Source organism: Ruegeria sp. C8 (assembly GCF_056537565.1).
Window position 1 is genome coordinate 326,673 of the sequence record NZ_JBQFRV010000001.1, and the last position, 16,185, is coordinate 342,857.

Annotated in this window: 14 protein-coding genes; 5 read left to right on the top strand and 9 right to left on the bottom strand. The window is 60.1% G+C overall.

The genetic code is table 11. From position 1 onward, the window contains the following. Positions 1-11 precede the first annotated feature (11 nt). On the bottom strand, positions 12-536 hold the full coding sequence (locus ACR0KL_RS01635; protein ID WP_480776582.1) for a component of SufBCD complex: 525 nt from the start codon (positions 534-536) through the stop codon (positions 12-14). A gap of 121 nt (positions 537-657) precedes the next feature. Between ACR0KL_RS01635 and hemB the strand changes: the two genes are divergently transcribed. The 4 genes from hemB (at position 658) to ACR0KL_RS01655 (ending at position 5,497) form a co-directional block, all read left to right on the top strand. Next, a complete protein-coding gene (hemB, locus tag ACR0KL_RS01640; RefSeq protein ID WP_480776583.1) occupies positions 658-1,656 on the top strand; it encodes a porphobilinogen synthase in 999 nt (332 codons plus the stop codon). Between the two features lie 142 nt (positions 1,657-1,798). Beyond that, positions 1,799-2,371: a lipid-binding SYLF domain-containing protein gene (locus ACR0KL_RS01645; RefSeq protein ID WP_170373852.1), complete on the top strand. Its 573-nt coding sequence runs from the start codon at positions 1,799-1,801 to the stop codon at positions 2,369-2,371. 162 nt (positions 2,372-2,533) lie between these two features. Further along, a complete protein-coding gene (locus tag ACR0KL_RS01650) occupies positions 2,534-4,996 on the top strand; it encodes a penicillin acylase family protein (protein ID WP_170676172.1) in 2,463 nt (820 codons plus the stop codon). Between the two features lie 105 nt (positions 4,997-5,101). Then, complete coding sequence (locus tag ACR0KL_RS01655) at positions 5,102-5,497, top strand: nuclear transport factor 2 family protein (RefSeq protein WP_170676173.1); 396 nt, start codon at positions 5,102-5,104, stop codon at positions 5,495-5,497. Positions 5,498-5,500: 3 nt separating this feature from the next. Here the strand turns inward: ACR0KL_RS01655 and hflX are convergent, their stop codons facing one another. The 4 genes from hflX to trkA all read right to left on the bottom strand — a co-directional run bounded on the left by hflX (position 5,501) and on the right by trkA (position 10,056). Beyond that, entirely contained in the window at positions 5,501-6,772 is a 1,272-nt protein-coding gene (gene hflX, locus ACR0KL_RS01660) for a GTPase HflX (RefSeq protein ID WP_170676174.1), read from the bottom strand. Beyond that, complete coding sequence (hfq, locus tag ACR0KL_RS01665) at positions 6,772-7,011, bottom strand: RNA chaperone Hfq (protein WP_005982826.1); 240 nt, start codon at positions 7,009-7,011, stop codon at positions 6,772-6,774. Before hfq ends, hflX begins: the two co-directional genes overlap by 1 nt. Positions 7,012-7,141: 130 nt before the next feature. Then, complete coding sequence (locus tag ACR0KL_RS01670) at positions 7,142-8,680, bottom strand: TrkH family potassium uptake protein (RefSeq protein WP_170676175.1); 1,539 nt, start codon at positions 8,678-8,680, stop codon at positions 7,142-7,144. Further along, positions 8,680-10,056: a Trk system potassium transporter TrkA gene (gene trkA, locus ACR0KL_RS01675; RefSeq protein WP_170676176.1), complete on the bottom strand. Its 1,377-nt coding sequence runs from the start codon at positions 10,054-10,056 to the stop codon at positions 8,680-8,682. The genes ACR0KL_RS01670 and trkA overlap by 1 nt, the downstream gene beginning before the upstream one ends. Positions 10,057-10,152: 96 nt before the next feature. Between trkA and ACR0KL_RS01680 the strand changes: the two genes are divergently transcribed. Then, positions 10,153-10,632: a hypothetical protein gene (locus ACR0KL_RS01680; protein ID WP_170641851.1), complete on the top strand. Its 480-nt coding sequence runs from the start codon at positions 10,153-10,155 to the stop codon at positions 10,630-10,632. Here ACR0KL_RS01680 and ACR0KL_RS01685 read toward each other — a convergent pair. The 4 genes from ACR0KL_RS01685 to ACR0KL_RS01700 are packed head-to-tail and all read right to left on the bottom strand — an operon-like array spanning position 10,620 to position 16,127. Then, positions 10,620-11,780: an MFS transporter gene (locus ACR0KL_RS01685; RefSeq protein ID WP_480776584.1), complete on the bottom strand. Its 1,161-nt coding sequence runs from the start codon at positions 11,778-11,780 to the stop codon at positions 10,620-10,622. The genes ACR0KL_RS01680 and ACR0KL_RS01685 overlap by 13 nt on opposite strands. A gap of 43 nt (positions 11,781-11,823) precedes the next feature. Continuing rightward, complete coding sequence (locus ACR0KL_RS01690) at positions 11,824-12,414, bottom strand: helix-turn-helix domain-containing protein (RefSeq protein ID WP_170676178.1); 591 nt, start codon at positions 12,412-12,414, stop codon at positions 11,824-11,826. Between the two features lie 18 nt (positions 12,415-12,432). Continuing rightward, a complete protein-coding gene (gene ntrX, locus ACR0KL_RS01695; RefSeq protein WP_170676179.1) occupies positions 12,433-13,842 on the bottom strand; it encodes a nitrogen assimilation response regulator NtrX in 1,410 nt (469 codons plus the stop codon). Further along, the gene (locus tag ACR0KL_RS01700; RefSeq protein ID WP_480776585.1) at positions 13,839-16,127 is read right to left on the bottom strand and encodes a sensor histidine kinase NtrY-like; all 2,289 of its coding nucleotides are present in this window, start codon (positions 16,125-16,127) and stop codon (positions 13,839-13,841) included. Before ACR0KL_RS01700 ends, ntrX begins: the two co-directional genes overlap by 4 nt. Positions 16,128-16,185: the final 58 nt, after the last annotated feature.

Below are 16,185 nucleotides of genomic sequence, written 5' to 3' on the forward strand. Positions count from 1 at the left end.
TTCAGATTTCGCTATCCCAGAACGCCGATTGAAAGGTTCTGATACATGCCCCACATCGAAGTGACCAGTATCGAGATCATGCCGATGATCTGCGTATACAGGCGGCATCGTGACAGCGTCTTGGAGACGCGCTCCAAAGTCAGCTCGTGCCGCCGCAAAAGGCGTGCGTGAAAGATGTTGATGAAGGTCACGATCACCAGGGGAAACAACAGTAGGAACACGGCCTGTGCAAACTCGACCCAATAATAAAAGCCGAGCGTCGCCAGTGCGGTAAAGACGAAACAGGCCATTGCCAACATCACCATGCCCGACACCTCGACATAATAAAGCATACGGTTGGTGTTGATGCGCACGATGTCCAGCAGGTCGACCTCAAGCTGGCCGCCGACCCGGCGGGCGCGGACTACCATGTCGTAGGGTACCCCCATCGACCAGTGACTGGCCGAAGACCAGATCACCGCCAGAACAATCCAGAACCACAGATTCGAAAAGCTGCGCATGTCGATGAGTTCGAAAATCTTAGCGTACCAGTCCAAACGCAGCCCTTTATTCACAATCCTCAGGGGGGGGTCTGTCGCGATGGCGCGTCCATTGATGCCCTTGAGCCCTTGGCGGATTCATGCCACCCAATGCGGCAATGTTCAAGGAGGACGCGCCATGAAACCGACCATCGCCCCCTACCCCCAAACCCGATTTCGCCGGGCGCGTCAGTCCGATGCGATCCGCGGGCTGGTGCGTGAGCATACGCTGACCACCGACGATCTAATCTGGCCGGTTTTCGTGCGCGATGGAGAAGGTATTGAAGAGCCCGTGCCCTCGATGCCCGGCGTGTTGCGGCGGTCGGTCGACTTGATTGCCAAATCAGCGGTCGAAGCGCAAGCCCTTGGAGTCCCCGCGATCTGCATCTTTCCCTATACTGATGCGTCGCTCAAGACCGAGGATTGCGCTGAGGCCTGGAGCCCTGACAACCTCTCGAACCGCGCGATACGTGCTATCAAGGCCGTGGCGCCGGATATCGCGGTCATGACCGATGTTGCGCTGGATCCGTACAATATCAACGGCCATGACGGCTATGTAGTGGATGGCGAGATCGTGAATGACCAGACCGTTGAGGCGCTGGTCAAGATGACCCTCGCGCAGGCCGAGGCCGGGGCCGATATCATTGGTCCGTCAGACATGATGGATGGCCGGATCAGCGCGATGCGCTTGGCGCTTGAGGCGGCGGGTCATCACAACGTGATGATCCTAAGCTATGCCGCGAAATACGCCAGCGCCTTTTACGGCCCGTTCCGCGATGCGGTTGGTGCCTCTGGCGCCCTGACCGGCGACAAGAAAACCTATCAGATGGACCCTGGAAATTCGAACGAGGCCCTGCGCTTGATCGAGCGCGACCTGACCGAAGGGGCCGATATGGTGATGATCAAGCCGGGCATGCCCTATCTGGATATCTGCCGCCGCGTGAAAGACACGTTTGGTGCGCCCACCTACGCCTATCAGGTCTCGGGCGAATACGCGATGATCCAGGCGGCCGCGCAGAACGGGTGGATCGACGGCGACAAGGTGATGTTGGAGAGTCTGCTGGCGTTCAAACGCGCAGGCTGCGACGGAATCCTGACGTATTTCGCGCCGCAGGTCGCACGGGTTCTTCAAGGCTAAAACCCCGGCACCTCGCGATTTTTCGCCGACTGTTTCGCGGGCCGTGGCAGCTTTGTCGTGACATGCAGGGCCAATCGGCGTATTCTTGCACGTAAGATCGGGAACACCCGACGTATCAGGCACAGTTACAGAGAAAAAAACCATGAGCAGTTCCACCCTTCCCCGACTGAACCGTCGCGGCTTTGCCTTGGGCATGGCAGGTCTGACCCTGACCGCAGCCTGCGGCAACGGCGTCGGAAACTCGAACGCGGCCACCCTTGATGCCCGTGTCGACGCCACCCTGACTGAGATGTTTGCCCGCTACCCCAACACGGTCGAGATCGCAGAAAAAGCCAATGGCATGCTGGTCATGCCCCTGATCACCGAGGCCGGGTTCGTATTCGGCGGCGGGTATGGTCAGGGCGCACTGCGCATCAATGGTGCCACGGTTGACTATTACTCGGCCGTCAAAGGCACCGCGGGTCTGCAGATCGGCGCGCAGCAATACGCACATGTCCTGTTCTTCATGACCGAGGACGCACTGAACGACTTCCGCCGCTCCAGCGGGTGGACCGCCGGTGCCGATATCGGCTACGTGGTCAGCGATCAGGGTGACCAGTTGTCGACCGATACGACAACCCTGCTCAGCCCGGTCTTGGCAGCCATCTTTGGCCAGGCGGGCCTGCAGATCGGCGCAACCGTCGAAGGCATCAAATACACCCGCATCATTCCTTGATTTTGCACTACCACGCCCCTCACTGAAGGACCTCGTCCCCTCTTGGGGCGGGGTCTTTTTCATTGCCACTTCAAGGCAGGTTTCCGCAGTGTTCCTCTTTCGGTCGGGGCGGCCTTGAAGTAACCTCTCGCCACGTGAAGAACGAATACAAGTGGGACGTCCATGGCTCTTGTCTTTCGCTGGTTGATACGCATCACCACGGGTCTTGTCCTGCTGGTACTTGCCGCCATCGGACTGGTCTATTTTCTGGCCAGCCAATCGCTGCCCGAATACGACCAAACCCTTGAGGTACAGGGTGTCACTGCCCCGGTTGAGATTATTCGTGATACGGCAAACGTGCCCCATATTCTTGGCGAAACCGACCCGGATGTGTTCTTTGGCTTGGGCTATGCGCACGCGCAGGATCGTTTGTGGCAGATGACCGTTATGCGCCGAACCGCCCAAGGCCGTCTGTCCGAGGTCTTTGGCGCGCGCACCGTTGCCATCGACAAGCTGCTGCGTAGGCTTGACCTCTACGGTCTGGCCCATCGCTCGGTCGAGGCGCAGGACGACTACACAAAGGCCGCGCTGCGCGCCTATTCCGCAGGAGTCAACGCCCGCCTCAGACAGATCAACGAAGAGGCTTTGGGCCGTGGCGCGCCTGAGATGTTTCTGTTCAACGCCCCAGTCTCTCCTTGGCAACCAGGCGACAGCCTCGCCGTGATCAAACTTATGGGGTTACAGCTGTCGGGCCACCTGAAAGATGAGGTTCTGCGCGCCCGTACCTCGCTGATGCTGGACGATCCGGCGCGGCTGGCCGACATTCTGCCGGACGTGCCCGGTGCTGGTATCGCCGCCCTGCCCGAATATGCCCAGTTGTTTCCCGGCCTGCCGCGCTATGCCACTGGGGCGCCTATGCCGGATACGCCGCTGTCGCCATTCCCCAAACGTGGTCTAGCCGGAGCGTCAAACGCATGGGTTGCCGCGCCGTCCCGCTCGGCCAGTGGCGGAACCCTGCTGGCCAACGACCCGCATCTGGGTTTCACCGCACCCGGAGTTTGGTACCTCGCGCATCTGGACCTTGCAAAGGGCGGCGTGATCGGTGCAACGATCCCTGGTATTCCCGCCGTGATGAGCGGCCGCAGCGACCGTCTGGGCTGGGGCCTGACCTCCTCTTATCTGGACGATCAAGACCTGCATATCGAGCAGCTCAACCCTGACAATCCCGAGGAATACCTGACCCCCGACGGGTTCAAGGAATTCCAAAGCCGTCCTTCGATCATCGAAATCAAGGACGAAGCCCCCATCACTCTGACCCTGCGCTGGACGGAAAATGGCCCGGTTCTTCCCGGCAGCCACTATGATCTGGAGACGATAACGCCACCCGGACATGTCGCGTCATTGTCCTGGACCGCACTCAGCCCGAATGACACGTCGATGAGCGCCTCAATGGCGCTGATGAACGCTGATACCGTGCGCGAAGCCGTTGACGTCGCAGAGAAATTCATCGCGCCGTCGCAGAACTTGTCCCTGGTCGACACCGAAACGATTGGCCTGAAACTGATCGGAGCAGTCCCTAAGCGCGACCGCCTGAACCAAAGCAAAGGGCGCATTCCAACGCCCGGCTGGATTGCGGAAAACCGGTGGCAAGGCCGCATGCCCTATGCCACCAACCCCGAGTTCACCTCACCCGCCGGTGGTCTGTTGGGCAATACCAACAATAAGATTATCGACCGTCCATTTCCCAACCATGTCTCATTCGAATGGGGTGACACGCAGCGCGTTCACCGCTGGGAACGGCTGATGCAATCACGCGAGGTCCATACCCGCGACAGCTTTATCGAAGCACAACTGGACACCGTCAGTTTCACCGCGCGCTCGCTGCTACCGCTGATCGGGGCTGATCTTTGGTTCACCGGCGCCTCGGCCCCCGAAGGCACGCCCGAGCGCCAGCGCCAGATCGCCCTGTCCCTGCTGGCCGACTGGAATGGCGAGATGAACGAACATCTGCCAGAGCCATTGATCTATGCCGCTTGGCTGCGTGCCTTGCAGATCCGCCTGATCGGCGATGAACTCGGCCCGCTGGCCAGTGAGTTCAAACATGTCGAACCTCTCTTCATCGAACGGGTTTACCGCGACATTGATGGCGCGTCGGTCTGGTGTGACGTACGCCAAAGCGCCCCGGTCGAGACCTGCTCGGACATGGCAGAGCTGGCGTTGGACGACGCGCTGATCTGGATCGCCGAGACCTACGGCACCACGCTGGAATCCCTTCGCTGGGGCGATGCCCATCAGGCCACCCATGATCATCCGGTTCTTGGGAGGGTTCCGGTCCTGCGCTATTTCGTTAACATTCGCCAATCGACCAGCGGAGGCGACAACACTCTGCTGCGTGGACGGACCTCGGGTGAAGGCCCCGATCCCTTCCTGAACGTGCATGGTGCTGGCTATCGCGGAGTCTACGATTTCGCTGATCCCGACAGTTCGGTCTTTATCACCGCAACCGGGCAGTCCGGGCATTTCCTGTCTCGCTACTATGACGATCAGGCGCAGCTGTGGCGGCGCGGAGAGTATATCCCGATGTCCCTCGACATTGATCTGGCGCGGGCCGCCGCGGTGGGTGTCACCACCCTCACCCCGCAATAATCCGCCCACTTGGCAATTCCCCGCCCCGAATTCCGAGGTGCCGTGGCATGATCTGTGGTTTCGTCCTACCATAATCAGGCGAAACCGCATCTAAAGGGGGGGATCATGGCCAGCATACGGGATACTCTGAACACGCTTGCGCGCGACTATGCCATCGCCTGGAGTTCGGGCGACCCAGATTCGGTCGCAAGTTTTTATGCACCTGACGGGCAGATCATCATCAACCGAGGCGACCCTCTCAAAGGCCGGGACGCCATCGCCGAGATGGCCCGAGGGTTCTATGCCGAATTTCCCGACCTCGAGGTCCGTTGCGACATGCTCCGCTGGGCCGGGTCACATGCGATCTTTGTCTGGACCCTTGAAGGGCACCATGCGGAAACCGGCAATCACGTGGTCACGCGAGGTTGGGAAGAGTGGGAGTTGACCGAAGACCACAAAGTACGGTCCTCATTGGGATGGTTTGACGCCGAGGACTATCAAAGACAAATCGACGGCAAATAGCCTTCAAAGCCCGGCAAACTGCGCCGCCTGTTTGTCGGTCCAAAGTACCGTAATCTCAAACCCGTCTTCCGTCTGCTCTTCGGATCGAACCACATCTTGTCGGAACAGCCACGCGCGCTTATTCCCTTCGGCGAAGCTCAGCGAGAGAGTAGTTTCGCGCCGGACCCCCTGCAGTTTTGTCGCGATATCAGCCAGCAGAGGCGCGATCCCTTCCCCGGTCACGGCCGAGATCGCGAAGATCAACGGATCGCGGTCAGCGCGCGCCAAAACCGCCTCGCGCTCATCCGCTTCCAGCAGATCTGTCTTGTTCCAAACCTCCAACATCGGCCGCTCATCATCCACACCCAATGAGGTGAGGATGGCCTGAACGTCATCGGCCTGCGCTTGTGACTCGTCATGGCTGATGTCGCGCACATGCACGATCAGGTCCGCGCCCAGAACTTCCTCAAGCGTTGCCCGGAACGCAGCGACCAGCTCGGTCGGCAGGTTCGAGATGAAACCCACCGTGTCCGACAGGATCACCTCGGGGCCGTCGGGAAGAACAACGCGGCGCATGGTCGGGTCCAACGTGGCGAAAAGCATGTCCTTGGCCATCACCTCAGCCCCGGTCAGGCGGTTGAACAGGGTGGATTTGCCCGCGTTGGTATAGCCTACCAGGGCAACGATCGGATACGGCACCTTGGCCCGCGCGGCCCGATGCAACGTGCGCGTTTTGACCACCTTTTGCAGTTGCCGACGCAAACGCACCAGTTGCTCATCAATGGCACGGCGGTCGGCCTCGATCTGAGTCTCACCGGGGCCGCCAACAAAACCCAACCCGCCCCGTTGACGTTCCAGGTGAGTCCAAGCCCGGACAAGCCGTGTGCGCTGATAGCTGAGCGCGGCCATCTCGACCTGCAAAACACCTTCACGTGTACGTGCGCGGTCGCTAAAAATCTCAAGGATCAAACCCGTCCGGTCGAGGATCTTGACCTTCCATGCTTTCTCTAGATTGCGCTGCTGAACCGGTGTCACGGGGCCGTCGATCAGAACCAGCTCGACCTCGCTATCGTGCAACCGTTCGGCCAGTTCGTCGATCTTGCCGCTGCCGAACAGAAGACCCGGTTGGGCGCGCGGCAGGCGCACGATCTCGGACCCGATCACATCCAGATCGGGCAATGCGGCAGCCAGTGCCACCGCCTCTTCCAGCGCGGGTCCGGGGACGCGGCGCTGTTCATCTGATTTGATTTCAGGATGCAGCACCCAGGCCCGGGTGCGCTTCCTTTCATGTTCCATCAAGAGGCGTCTTCGCCCTCATACAGGTTGATCGGCTGCGATGGCATGATGGTTGAAATCGCGTGTTTGTAGACCAACTGCGACTGTCCGTCGCGGCGCAACAATACGCAGAAATTGTCGAACCAAGTGATCACACCCTGCAATTTCACGCCATTGATCAGGAAAATCGTGACCGGGACTTTTGCTTTCCGTACATTGTTCAGGAACGCGTCCTGCAGATTCTGTCTGTCCGAAGCCATATTTTATTAACTCGCCATTGTTCTTGCTACGCGCTGCGGACCAACGCGCTCCCTCTGGCAGAGTATGGAGTGACGCGCACAGATATTCCAGACGAAAAATCAGGCAGTAACGCCGGGCACGCGCAGTGGTTCAATCCCGCCACAGGGTCGGCGTGATCAGCGCGATGATCGCCAGCGTCTCAAGCCGACCGATCACCATCGCCGCACAGAGTGTCAGTTTGGCCCCGCCCGACAGGTCAACCAGGCGGATCGGGACATCCGTCGCAAGCTCGATCAACGGTCCGGTTGTGCTGAGAGCAGCGACACTCAGCACCATGGCCTGCTCAAACCCCGACCCCATCAGGGCCAGTAGGAGGTTAAACAGGGCAAGGGTCAGCGCGAACATCATCAGGAAGATCCACGCGATGAAAGCTCCGTCGCTTTGAATGCGGCGGTTGCCGCCGCCGGTACCACTGACCGAGGACGGGTGGATCAGCCGGTCAATCTCGCGCGCACCATTGAGGTAGAGCGCAAAGACCCGCAGCAATTTGACCCCACCTGCCGTGGTCGCGACACCGCCGCCCACCAGCGCCAGCCCCATCAGAACCAACCCCGGAGTCCCCAGACCCGAAAGCTGCTGGGCATCGTTCCAATTGGCACTCTCGAACCCAGCTGTGGTCAGGAAAGCAAGGCCCGTGAACAGCATACCCCAAATGACGTGTAGGGCTTGCAAGGGTTCCAGCTGGCCTCCGATTTCATTCACCCCTGCCCAAACGCGGAAGAACAGCAGCACAGCGACAGCCAACACGATGAACAGCCCGATCCGGAACTCGGGGTCTTTGTCCAGCCGGGCAAAGCCGCTGGCGGCCGTGTCGGTTGAAAAGGTCAGGCGCGACAGGGCGAAAAGCAAAAACAGAAACAGGATCATTTCTCCTGTGATGCCCGCCTGCGCGCCCTCCAGCCCGCCAACAGGAGAGATACCCGAGGTCGCCATCACCGACATCGCATGGCAAATCGCAGTCAGGCCCTGCTCTCCGGCGATCAACAACAGGATGCAGACCACGGCGGTCAGGCCCGCATAGATCGGCGTCAGGGTGCGGGTCACACGCAACAGGCGGCCACGCGGATCGACCTGTTCGCTCTGGGCCACGCCCGAGACCGGCCGACCGGGTTGACCGCGTGCCGTGACCTCGAACCCGCCCAGTGACAACGGTGCCAAGATCGCAGCGGCGGCGATCCACATCAGCAGACCTCCCATCCAGCCCACCAGCGCGCGCCACAGATGCAACGGTGCGCTGAGGCGGTTGGGGTCGGGGAACAGGTCGGCTCCGGTCGTGGTCAAGGCGCTGACCATGTCGAAATAGGCGTTCAGAAAGGTGGTATTGCCAAGCGCGTCGTGGAACGGGATGGCCAGAAAGATCGGCAGAATGGTGAAGCAACCCAGTAGCACCGCCAACTGCCCCAGCGTCCCCCGCCGCGGCACCCGGTTCGAGGCCGCCAGCGCAATTGCGGATACCAGAAACAACCCAAGCAACCCGGAATAGAGGAAAGACCGCGAGGTATCGTGATCATCCAGCGCCAGCGCATAGCCCGCTGGCACCCACATAGACAGCGCCGAAATTCCCCAGATCAGCAGAAACAGCGGCAAGCGCCGCAATACCCCGATCCGAGCTGTGACCACACGCGCCATCAGAAGAAATCAATCGAAACCTGCAGCAGCCGTTCGACCTCGGGGACGTCCTTAGCCATGGCAAAGATCGACAGCACGTCCTTTTCGTCAATCCGCAGACTGCCCGTTGGGCGCAACAGTTCATCGCCTTTGAGAACAGCGCCAACCAGAACACCCTCGGGGAAGTCGATGTCGCGCAGTTTCTGCCCGGCCATGGGCGAGGTCGAAAGCACCTCGGCCTCAATCACTTCGGCCTCGGCGTCGCCGATGGAATAGACCTGCCGCACCCGTCCATGCCGGATATGGCGCAGGATCGAGCTGACGGTCGTGGCCCGTGGGTTGATATAGGCGTCAATGCCCAGAGGCCCCATCAACGCGACCATACTGGGGTCATTGATCAACGCAATCGCCAGCGCACAGCCTTCGGCCTTGGCGCGCACGGCGGCCAGCATGTTGGTACGGTCATCATCTGTGACGGCCAGCATCGCATCGGCACGCTCAATGCCCGCCTCGTTCAGCAAAGCCGAGTCCAGCCCGTCGCCATGCAGGACAATGGTCCGCTCAAGCGCTTCGGCGGCTTTTTCGGCACAATGGCGATCCCGTTCGATGATCTTGGCCCTCACGCGGCTTTCGCGTTCTTCCAGCGTTCGCGCGACCTCAAGCCCGACATTACCGCCGCCGACGATCACCACACGGTCTTGCCGCTTTTGCGCTTTGCCGAACACCTCCATCGTCCGGTCGACATCCTTCACGCTGGTGAAGACATAACATTCATCACCAACGAACAGCTGATCTTCGGATTCAGGCGCAAACAGGCTGCCCTCGCGCCGGACCCCGACCACGATCGAACTGAGGGTGGAAAACAAATCGGTCAATTGCCGCAGAGGCGTGTTCACGATCGGGCAATCCTCGTCGATCCGAATGCCCAGCAGCTGCGCCTTGCCGTTCATGAACATCTCGGTGTCAAAGGCGGACGGGGCTGACAAGCGGCGCATAGCGGCGGCGGCGACCTCACGCTCGGGGCTGATCACCACATCAATTGGCAGGTGGTCGCGGCGATAGAGGTCCGAGTGGATCGCCTGAAGGTAGGATTGCGACCGCAAACGCGCGATCTTGCGCTGGATGGCAAAAACCGAATGGGCCATCTGGCAGGTGACCATATTCACCTCGTCCGAGTGGGTCGCGGCGATGATCATGTCGGCATCGCGCGCCCCTGCCCGTTCCAGCACATCCGGGTAGCTGGCAAAGCCCGCAATCCCCTGCACGTCCAGCGTTTCCGTCGCCCGGCGCACAAGATCAGGGTTGTTGTCCACCACCGTGACGTCGTTCAGCTCGCCCGATAGATGCCGCGCGATCTGCCAGCCAACCTGACCCGCACCGCAAATGATGACCTTCATGTTTCTGGCCCTTCTGCCTGAAATCTTTGAATGACAGATGGTCCTGAGAGGGTCAATTGAATTGTCATACCCGACCTTTTCGGGCAGAATAAGCATATGAAAACACTCGTTCCCCTGCTTGTTCCAGTGATGCTGCTGACCGCCTGCGGCCCGCTTTCCATATACTATCGCGAGGGGGAAAGCGTGTCGAAGATGCAGGAACAAACCACTCAGTGTAAGGTTCAGGCGCTTGAACAGGCACCGGTTGCCAACCAGGTCCGTCAGGGTCCGCCGACCTATTGGCCGGGCCGCACCTATTGCGACGGAAGCGGACGGTGCTATCGGTCGGGCGGTTGGTGGGAGCCTGGGCGCATATACACGGTCGACGTCAACCAACCCCTTCGCAACACGGTTGAGGCACAGTGCATGGCGCAGAAAGGGTTTCGCCCTGTCAGCCTGCCGCCCTGCAAATCCGGGGTGAAATCCCGCGTTCCGGCAACCCGCACAACGACCCTGCCTCCGCTGAATACGGAATCTTGCTTCGTCAAATTCGATGACGGGTCGTTTCAGATCATCACGCCCGGTCAGGCCGGCTGACGGAGCGCTCGTTTTCGCGCCAATGCGACATGCGCAAGGATCGCAACCGCGTAGATTCCGATCACTGTGATCAACATACCGGCCTCGCCCGTCCGCCCAAGGACAGCCAACAGAACAGGCGTTCCCAACAGGTTCCCCGCATTGCCCATCTGCGCCATAGCGCCGTAGCTGAGGGCCTGCGTCTCGGGCGTTTGGTTCAGGATCGGCACGGCGGCAAAGCTACCCCCTTGCACCAGGCCCAGCACCGCAAACAAACATATACAAACAAGTTCGAGCGGCACGCCGAGAAAAACGCCGACGATAGCCAACATTCCGAGCGCAAATCCCAGATTGACGACCGCGACGCAGGACATGCGGGATAAGAGGATCGGGACCGCGAGCCAGCTCAGAACAATGCCCGCCAAAGGCATGAGGCCCGCAACCGTCGCGGCATGCTCCTCGGGCAGCCGACCCGGCAGGATGGCCAGCAAAGAGACGAAGGTTAAAGTGTAGAAGAACCAGCCTATGGCCGGGGCCGACACAAAGGGCGACTGGTAGGTGCGCAGATGCACGTCAAAGAGTTCGACCCAACGCCAAGGGGCAGCACCCTGAGATGGTTGAACGTTTAGTCCACAAAGCAGGATCAGACCCGCGATGGTGATCATCAGACCACCGTGCAGAGCGAAGAAAAAGGGCAGCCCGAAATGCTCAACGACCGGCAGGCCGATCCAGGCGTTCAGCGCAAAGGCCACACCGAAGAATGTGCTCCACAACACCATCGAGATATTGCGCGCCTTGCCGCTGGTGATCTGAGCGATCAACGTGGGTGCTGCGACAACGATGGCGAGATGTGAGACCCCCTCAACAAACCGGGTGGCCAGCATGGTGTAAAACCCGGGAAGGCTCGCCTGAAAGATCGACAGCGCGCCGCCCAGACACAACCCGCCTATAAGCAGTTTCAACGCCCCAACGCGCCCGACGACGGCACCGGACACAGCACCCAGAACCGCGCCCAACAGGCTGATGATTGACAACAGCCACCCCATGCTCTCGGCATGGCTGGCATAAAGCAACACAAGCTCAGGAAACGGCACGGCAATCTTGGCAAATTGCGTGGCCGCGCCCAGACCGGCCAACCAGAGAAGAAGAACCTGAGATGCTTGTATCATGGAGCGCTTCTACAGCGCCTGCTCAGCCCACGGAACGCATAAATTATGCGCCCGCTTTTGTCCCGCTGACCAGACGAACCGGCGTGCCGTCAGACAGGTAGAGACGTTCCCAGAAGATTTCTCCGGCACTGATCCGAATACGATCGTGGATCGCTTCGGAGGTCTGGAAGGCCTTGGGCGCGGGCGTGTGCGTATCCCACCATCCTTCGGCCTCCAACTCGGCCTCGGCCTTCTGGATTTCTTCGGTCGCAAACTGCCAGAGCGACACGCCCAAAAGCGCGTTCTGGCTGGTTTTCCAGTCCCTTGACCGACTGGCAGAATAGGCAAGGCACTTGTGGCTCGCCTCTTCGACTAGATGAAGGCAATCGGAGGAATTCAGCACCAAGCGCCGCAACGCACTGTCATCCGATCGCTTTGGACCAAGCGCGGCAAAGACCGCTTGTTGCGTGTCCGGAGGCGGCGTCTGCCCGCCTCTCTCCCAACGCGAGATAGTGGCCTGATCCACCTCAAGCAGCTCGGCCAGATAGGCCTGTTTGTACCCGACGGATCGGCGCAACCGTTTCAGGCGTTTGCCGAAGCCCGGATAGCCCCGACTCTCTAACTGCTTGCCCGAGGTTGGTGCGCCAATACCCATCGTGATCCTCCCGGCAGATTACTCCGCCGGTTCCGGCTCATCAATTTGGGCAACGCGCGCGCCCGATTTGTTCGAGGTCACAACGCCCAGCGATTTCAGCTTGCGGTGCAGCGCGCTGCGCTCCATCCCGACAAAGCTGGCCGTGCGGCTGATATTGCCACCGAACCGGTTGATCTGGGTCAGCAGGTATTCCCGTTCAAACGCTTCACGCGCCTCGCGCAGTGGCAGAGTGGCCAGTGCCCCGGACAGGACCACACGACCCGAATCCTCAGCCTTGTCCTCATCGCTCGGCAGCTCGCGCGCCTCAATCGGACCCGTGCCATCGCCGAGGATCAGGACACGCTCGATCAGGTTCTTCAACTGACGGACGTTGCCGGGCCATGTCATGGTCTGCAGCAGAGCAACCGCTTCCTCGGACAGCTCCCGAACCGGCAAGCCCTGAGTTTCATTGCACATTTCGATGAAATGCTGTGCCAGAACCGGAATATCCTCGCGACGGTCCTCAAGCGATGGTACATCAATCGGGACAACGTTCAGGCGGTGATACAACTCTTCGCGGAACCGCTCGGCCACGATCTCATCATCGAGGTTTTTATTGGTCGAGGAAATAACGCGCAGATCGACCCGCACCTTGTCCGAGCCGCCAACGCGTTGGAATTGCTGATCGACCAAAACCCGCAAGATCTTGGACTGGGTACCCAACGGCATATCGGCCACTTCGTCGAAATAGATCACGCCGCCATGCGCTTCTTCCAGCAGGCCCGGCTCTACGCCGCGCTCGCTGCTTTCGCGCCCGAACAGAACCTCTTCGACCCGCTCTGGTTCGATCCCGGCGCAGTTGACCGTCACGAAGGGCGCGTTGGCTCGGTTGGAATGCGCGTGGACATAGCGCGCCGCGATTTCCTTCCCCGACCCGGCCGGACCGCTCAGCATCACGCGGCCATTCGACTTGGTGACCTTGTCCAGCTGGCCCTGCATCGCCCGGAACGAGGCCGATTTGCCGATCATATCCGAACAGCTGACTTCTTTGCGTTTCAGCGAGGCATTTTCGCGACGCAAGCGCGAGGTCTCCATCGCGCGGCGGATCACGACCATCAACTGGTCGATGTTGAAGGGCTTTTCGATAAAGTCATACGCGCCCTGTTTGATGGCGGCGACGGCGATTTCGATATTTCCGTGACCCGAAATAATCACCACCGGCACATCCGGGTTGTCGCGCTTTACCGCCTTCAGAATATCAATCCCGTCCATGCGGCTGTCTTTCAGCCAGATATCCAGGATCAAGAGCCCCGGCGGCTCGGAATTAATAGACGACATGCACTCATCCGAGTTCGCCGCCAGTCGGGTTGAATAGCCTTCGTCCTCCAGAATGTCGGACACCAGTTCGCGAATATCGCGTTCGTCATCTACGATCAGAATGTCGCTCATCTTTGGCCTGCTTTCATTATGTTGGTTTTAATCGCCTGCTTCTGTGGCGCTGAATTGGGTGGGAGGTTCGCCCCCGGTAAACGGATCACAGCCATCGCGCCGAAATGGTCCTGTCCGTCAAAGGTGGGCGCGTCTTCTAGCGTCAGCGCTCCGCCGTGTTCTTCGATGATTTTCTTGACGATAGGCAGGCCTAGCCCGGTCCCTTCGTCGCGTGTGGTTACATAGGGCTCAAACAACCGCGCACGGTCTTCCGGCAGCCCGATCCCGTTATCCGCGATGGTGATGATAGTCCCAGCATCGTCGCTGGAGACAGCCACCTTGATCTGCGGCTTCAGGTTTTCAGGAGCGCCCTTTTCTATCAGGGTTTCAATGGCTTCCCCGGCATTCTTGATCAGGTTGGTGAAGGCCTGATTTAGCATTGTCGCGTCCACATCCACCGGGATCGGTTGGTCTGGAAGATCCGCATCAATCTGCACTTCGGGTTGACCAGCCTGTTGCAGCAGCACCGCCTCGCGCACCAGCGCAACAACATCTTCTTCGCTCCGTTCAGGCTCGGGCATGCGCGCGAACTTCGAGAACTCATCCACGATCCGGCGCAAGTCATTGGTCTGACGCACGATCACGTCGGTCATGGAGACAAGGATATCGCAATCCTCTTCATCCAGCTTGCGCGAGAATTTCCGCTTGATCCGCTCAGCGCTCAACTGAATCGGGGTCAGAGGGTTCTTGATCTCGTGTGCAATCCGCCGGGCCACATCGCCCCACGCGGCCATACGCTGCGCGCTGACCAGATCGGTGACGTCATCAAAGGCGACAACATAGCCCTCAAGCCCGCCATCCTCGCCCCGCCGCGTGGCCATCCGTACCAGCAGGTTCTCCAGCTGGCCTTTGCGGGTGACCTTGATCTCACCTTGCACGGCCTCTTGTCCGCTGTCTTTCAGGCTTTCGAACAGAGGCAGGAATTCAGGCACCGCGATGCCGATGGCCAGATGCTCCTCGCCCCGGGACCAATCCAGCAGCCGCTCGGCTGAGCGGTTGACGAAGGTCACGCACCCTTCCGGGTCCACGCCCACAACGCCCGAGGTCACCGAACTCAGCACCGAGTCGAACAGGCGTCGGCGGCTTTCGATTTGGCGAGTGTTTTCGAGCAGCGTGTCCCGCTGGCCCTTCAGCTGCCGTGTCATCTGGTTGAAGTAGCGACCCAGCATAGCAATTTCGTCATCGCTGGCCTCTTCGATCACCTGCACGCTCAGGTCGCCCGCCCCGACCCTCTGCGCCGCTGTGGTCAGGCGCCCCACGGGCCGCGAGAGGCGTTCCGCGAACCACATCCCCAGCGACATCGCGGCAAGGATCAAGATCAGCGCAAAGCCCAGATAAAGAAGACCGAACTCGAACAGCACCCGCCCGCGTTCGCTTTCAAGCTGTTGATAGAACTGAGCTGTTTCCTTGGTGTCATCCAGCAGCGTCAGCAATTGGCCGTCGACCTCACGACTGACATAGAGGTATCGGTCCAGATACGCCTGCAAGGGCACCAGCGCGCGAAATTCGTTGTTCTGCCAGTCCGCGATGATCAGAAGGCCACTTTCTGTGGCTGCGGCCATCTGCTCGGGGGTCGGCGCTTCGTAGTTGAACAGGTAAGAGCGATCACCGCGCGACCGGATCTCACCGTCGCCGTCTATTACATAGGCCTCACGCAGGCCACGCTGGATCTGAGCCTGCCCCTGCGCCAGAACCTCACGCAGCTCGGCGTCCGAGATGTAAAAATCGCGCGCGCGCGCATTATCGAGGAAAAGCGCCAGAACGGCGGCGTCTTGTGTCAAGCCCTGCCGGTGCTCAAGCTCATACGCCTCAGCTGCGGTGAGGGACGATCCCACAACCTGCCGAACCCGGTCCGAGAACCAGCCTTCAAGGCCGATATTCACCGTCAGACCAGCGAAGATCGCGACCGTCACCGTCGGCACCAACGCCAGCAGTGTAAACGCGCCGATCAAACGCAAATGCAGGCGCGAGCCAGCCGATTTGGCCCGCCGCGCTGCGATCAGACTACCCAATTGCCCCAGCACAAGGGCCGCAACGACCAGCACGTAAACAAGGTCGGCGAGCAGAATCAGGCGCAACGTCGGGGCAGTTGCGCCCAGATCGAACGGACCAATGACAAGATACGTCGCAAGCGCCAACACTGGCCCTAGAAGAACCAGCCCGAAGGTGCTGTAATTGCGCAGTTTCCGGGATCTGCGCCACCGGTTAACCGATGGGAGAATCCCGCTCTGTGCCCGGGTTGCCACCGTCTGCCCTCATCCTGATGTGCTGCTTTCGCAGCGAACCGCCATATCTCGTGGTCTA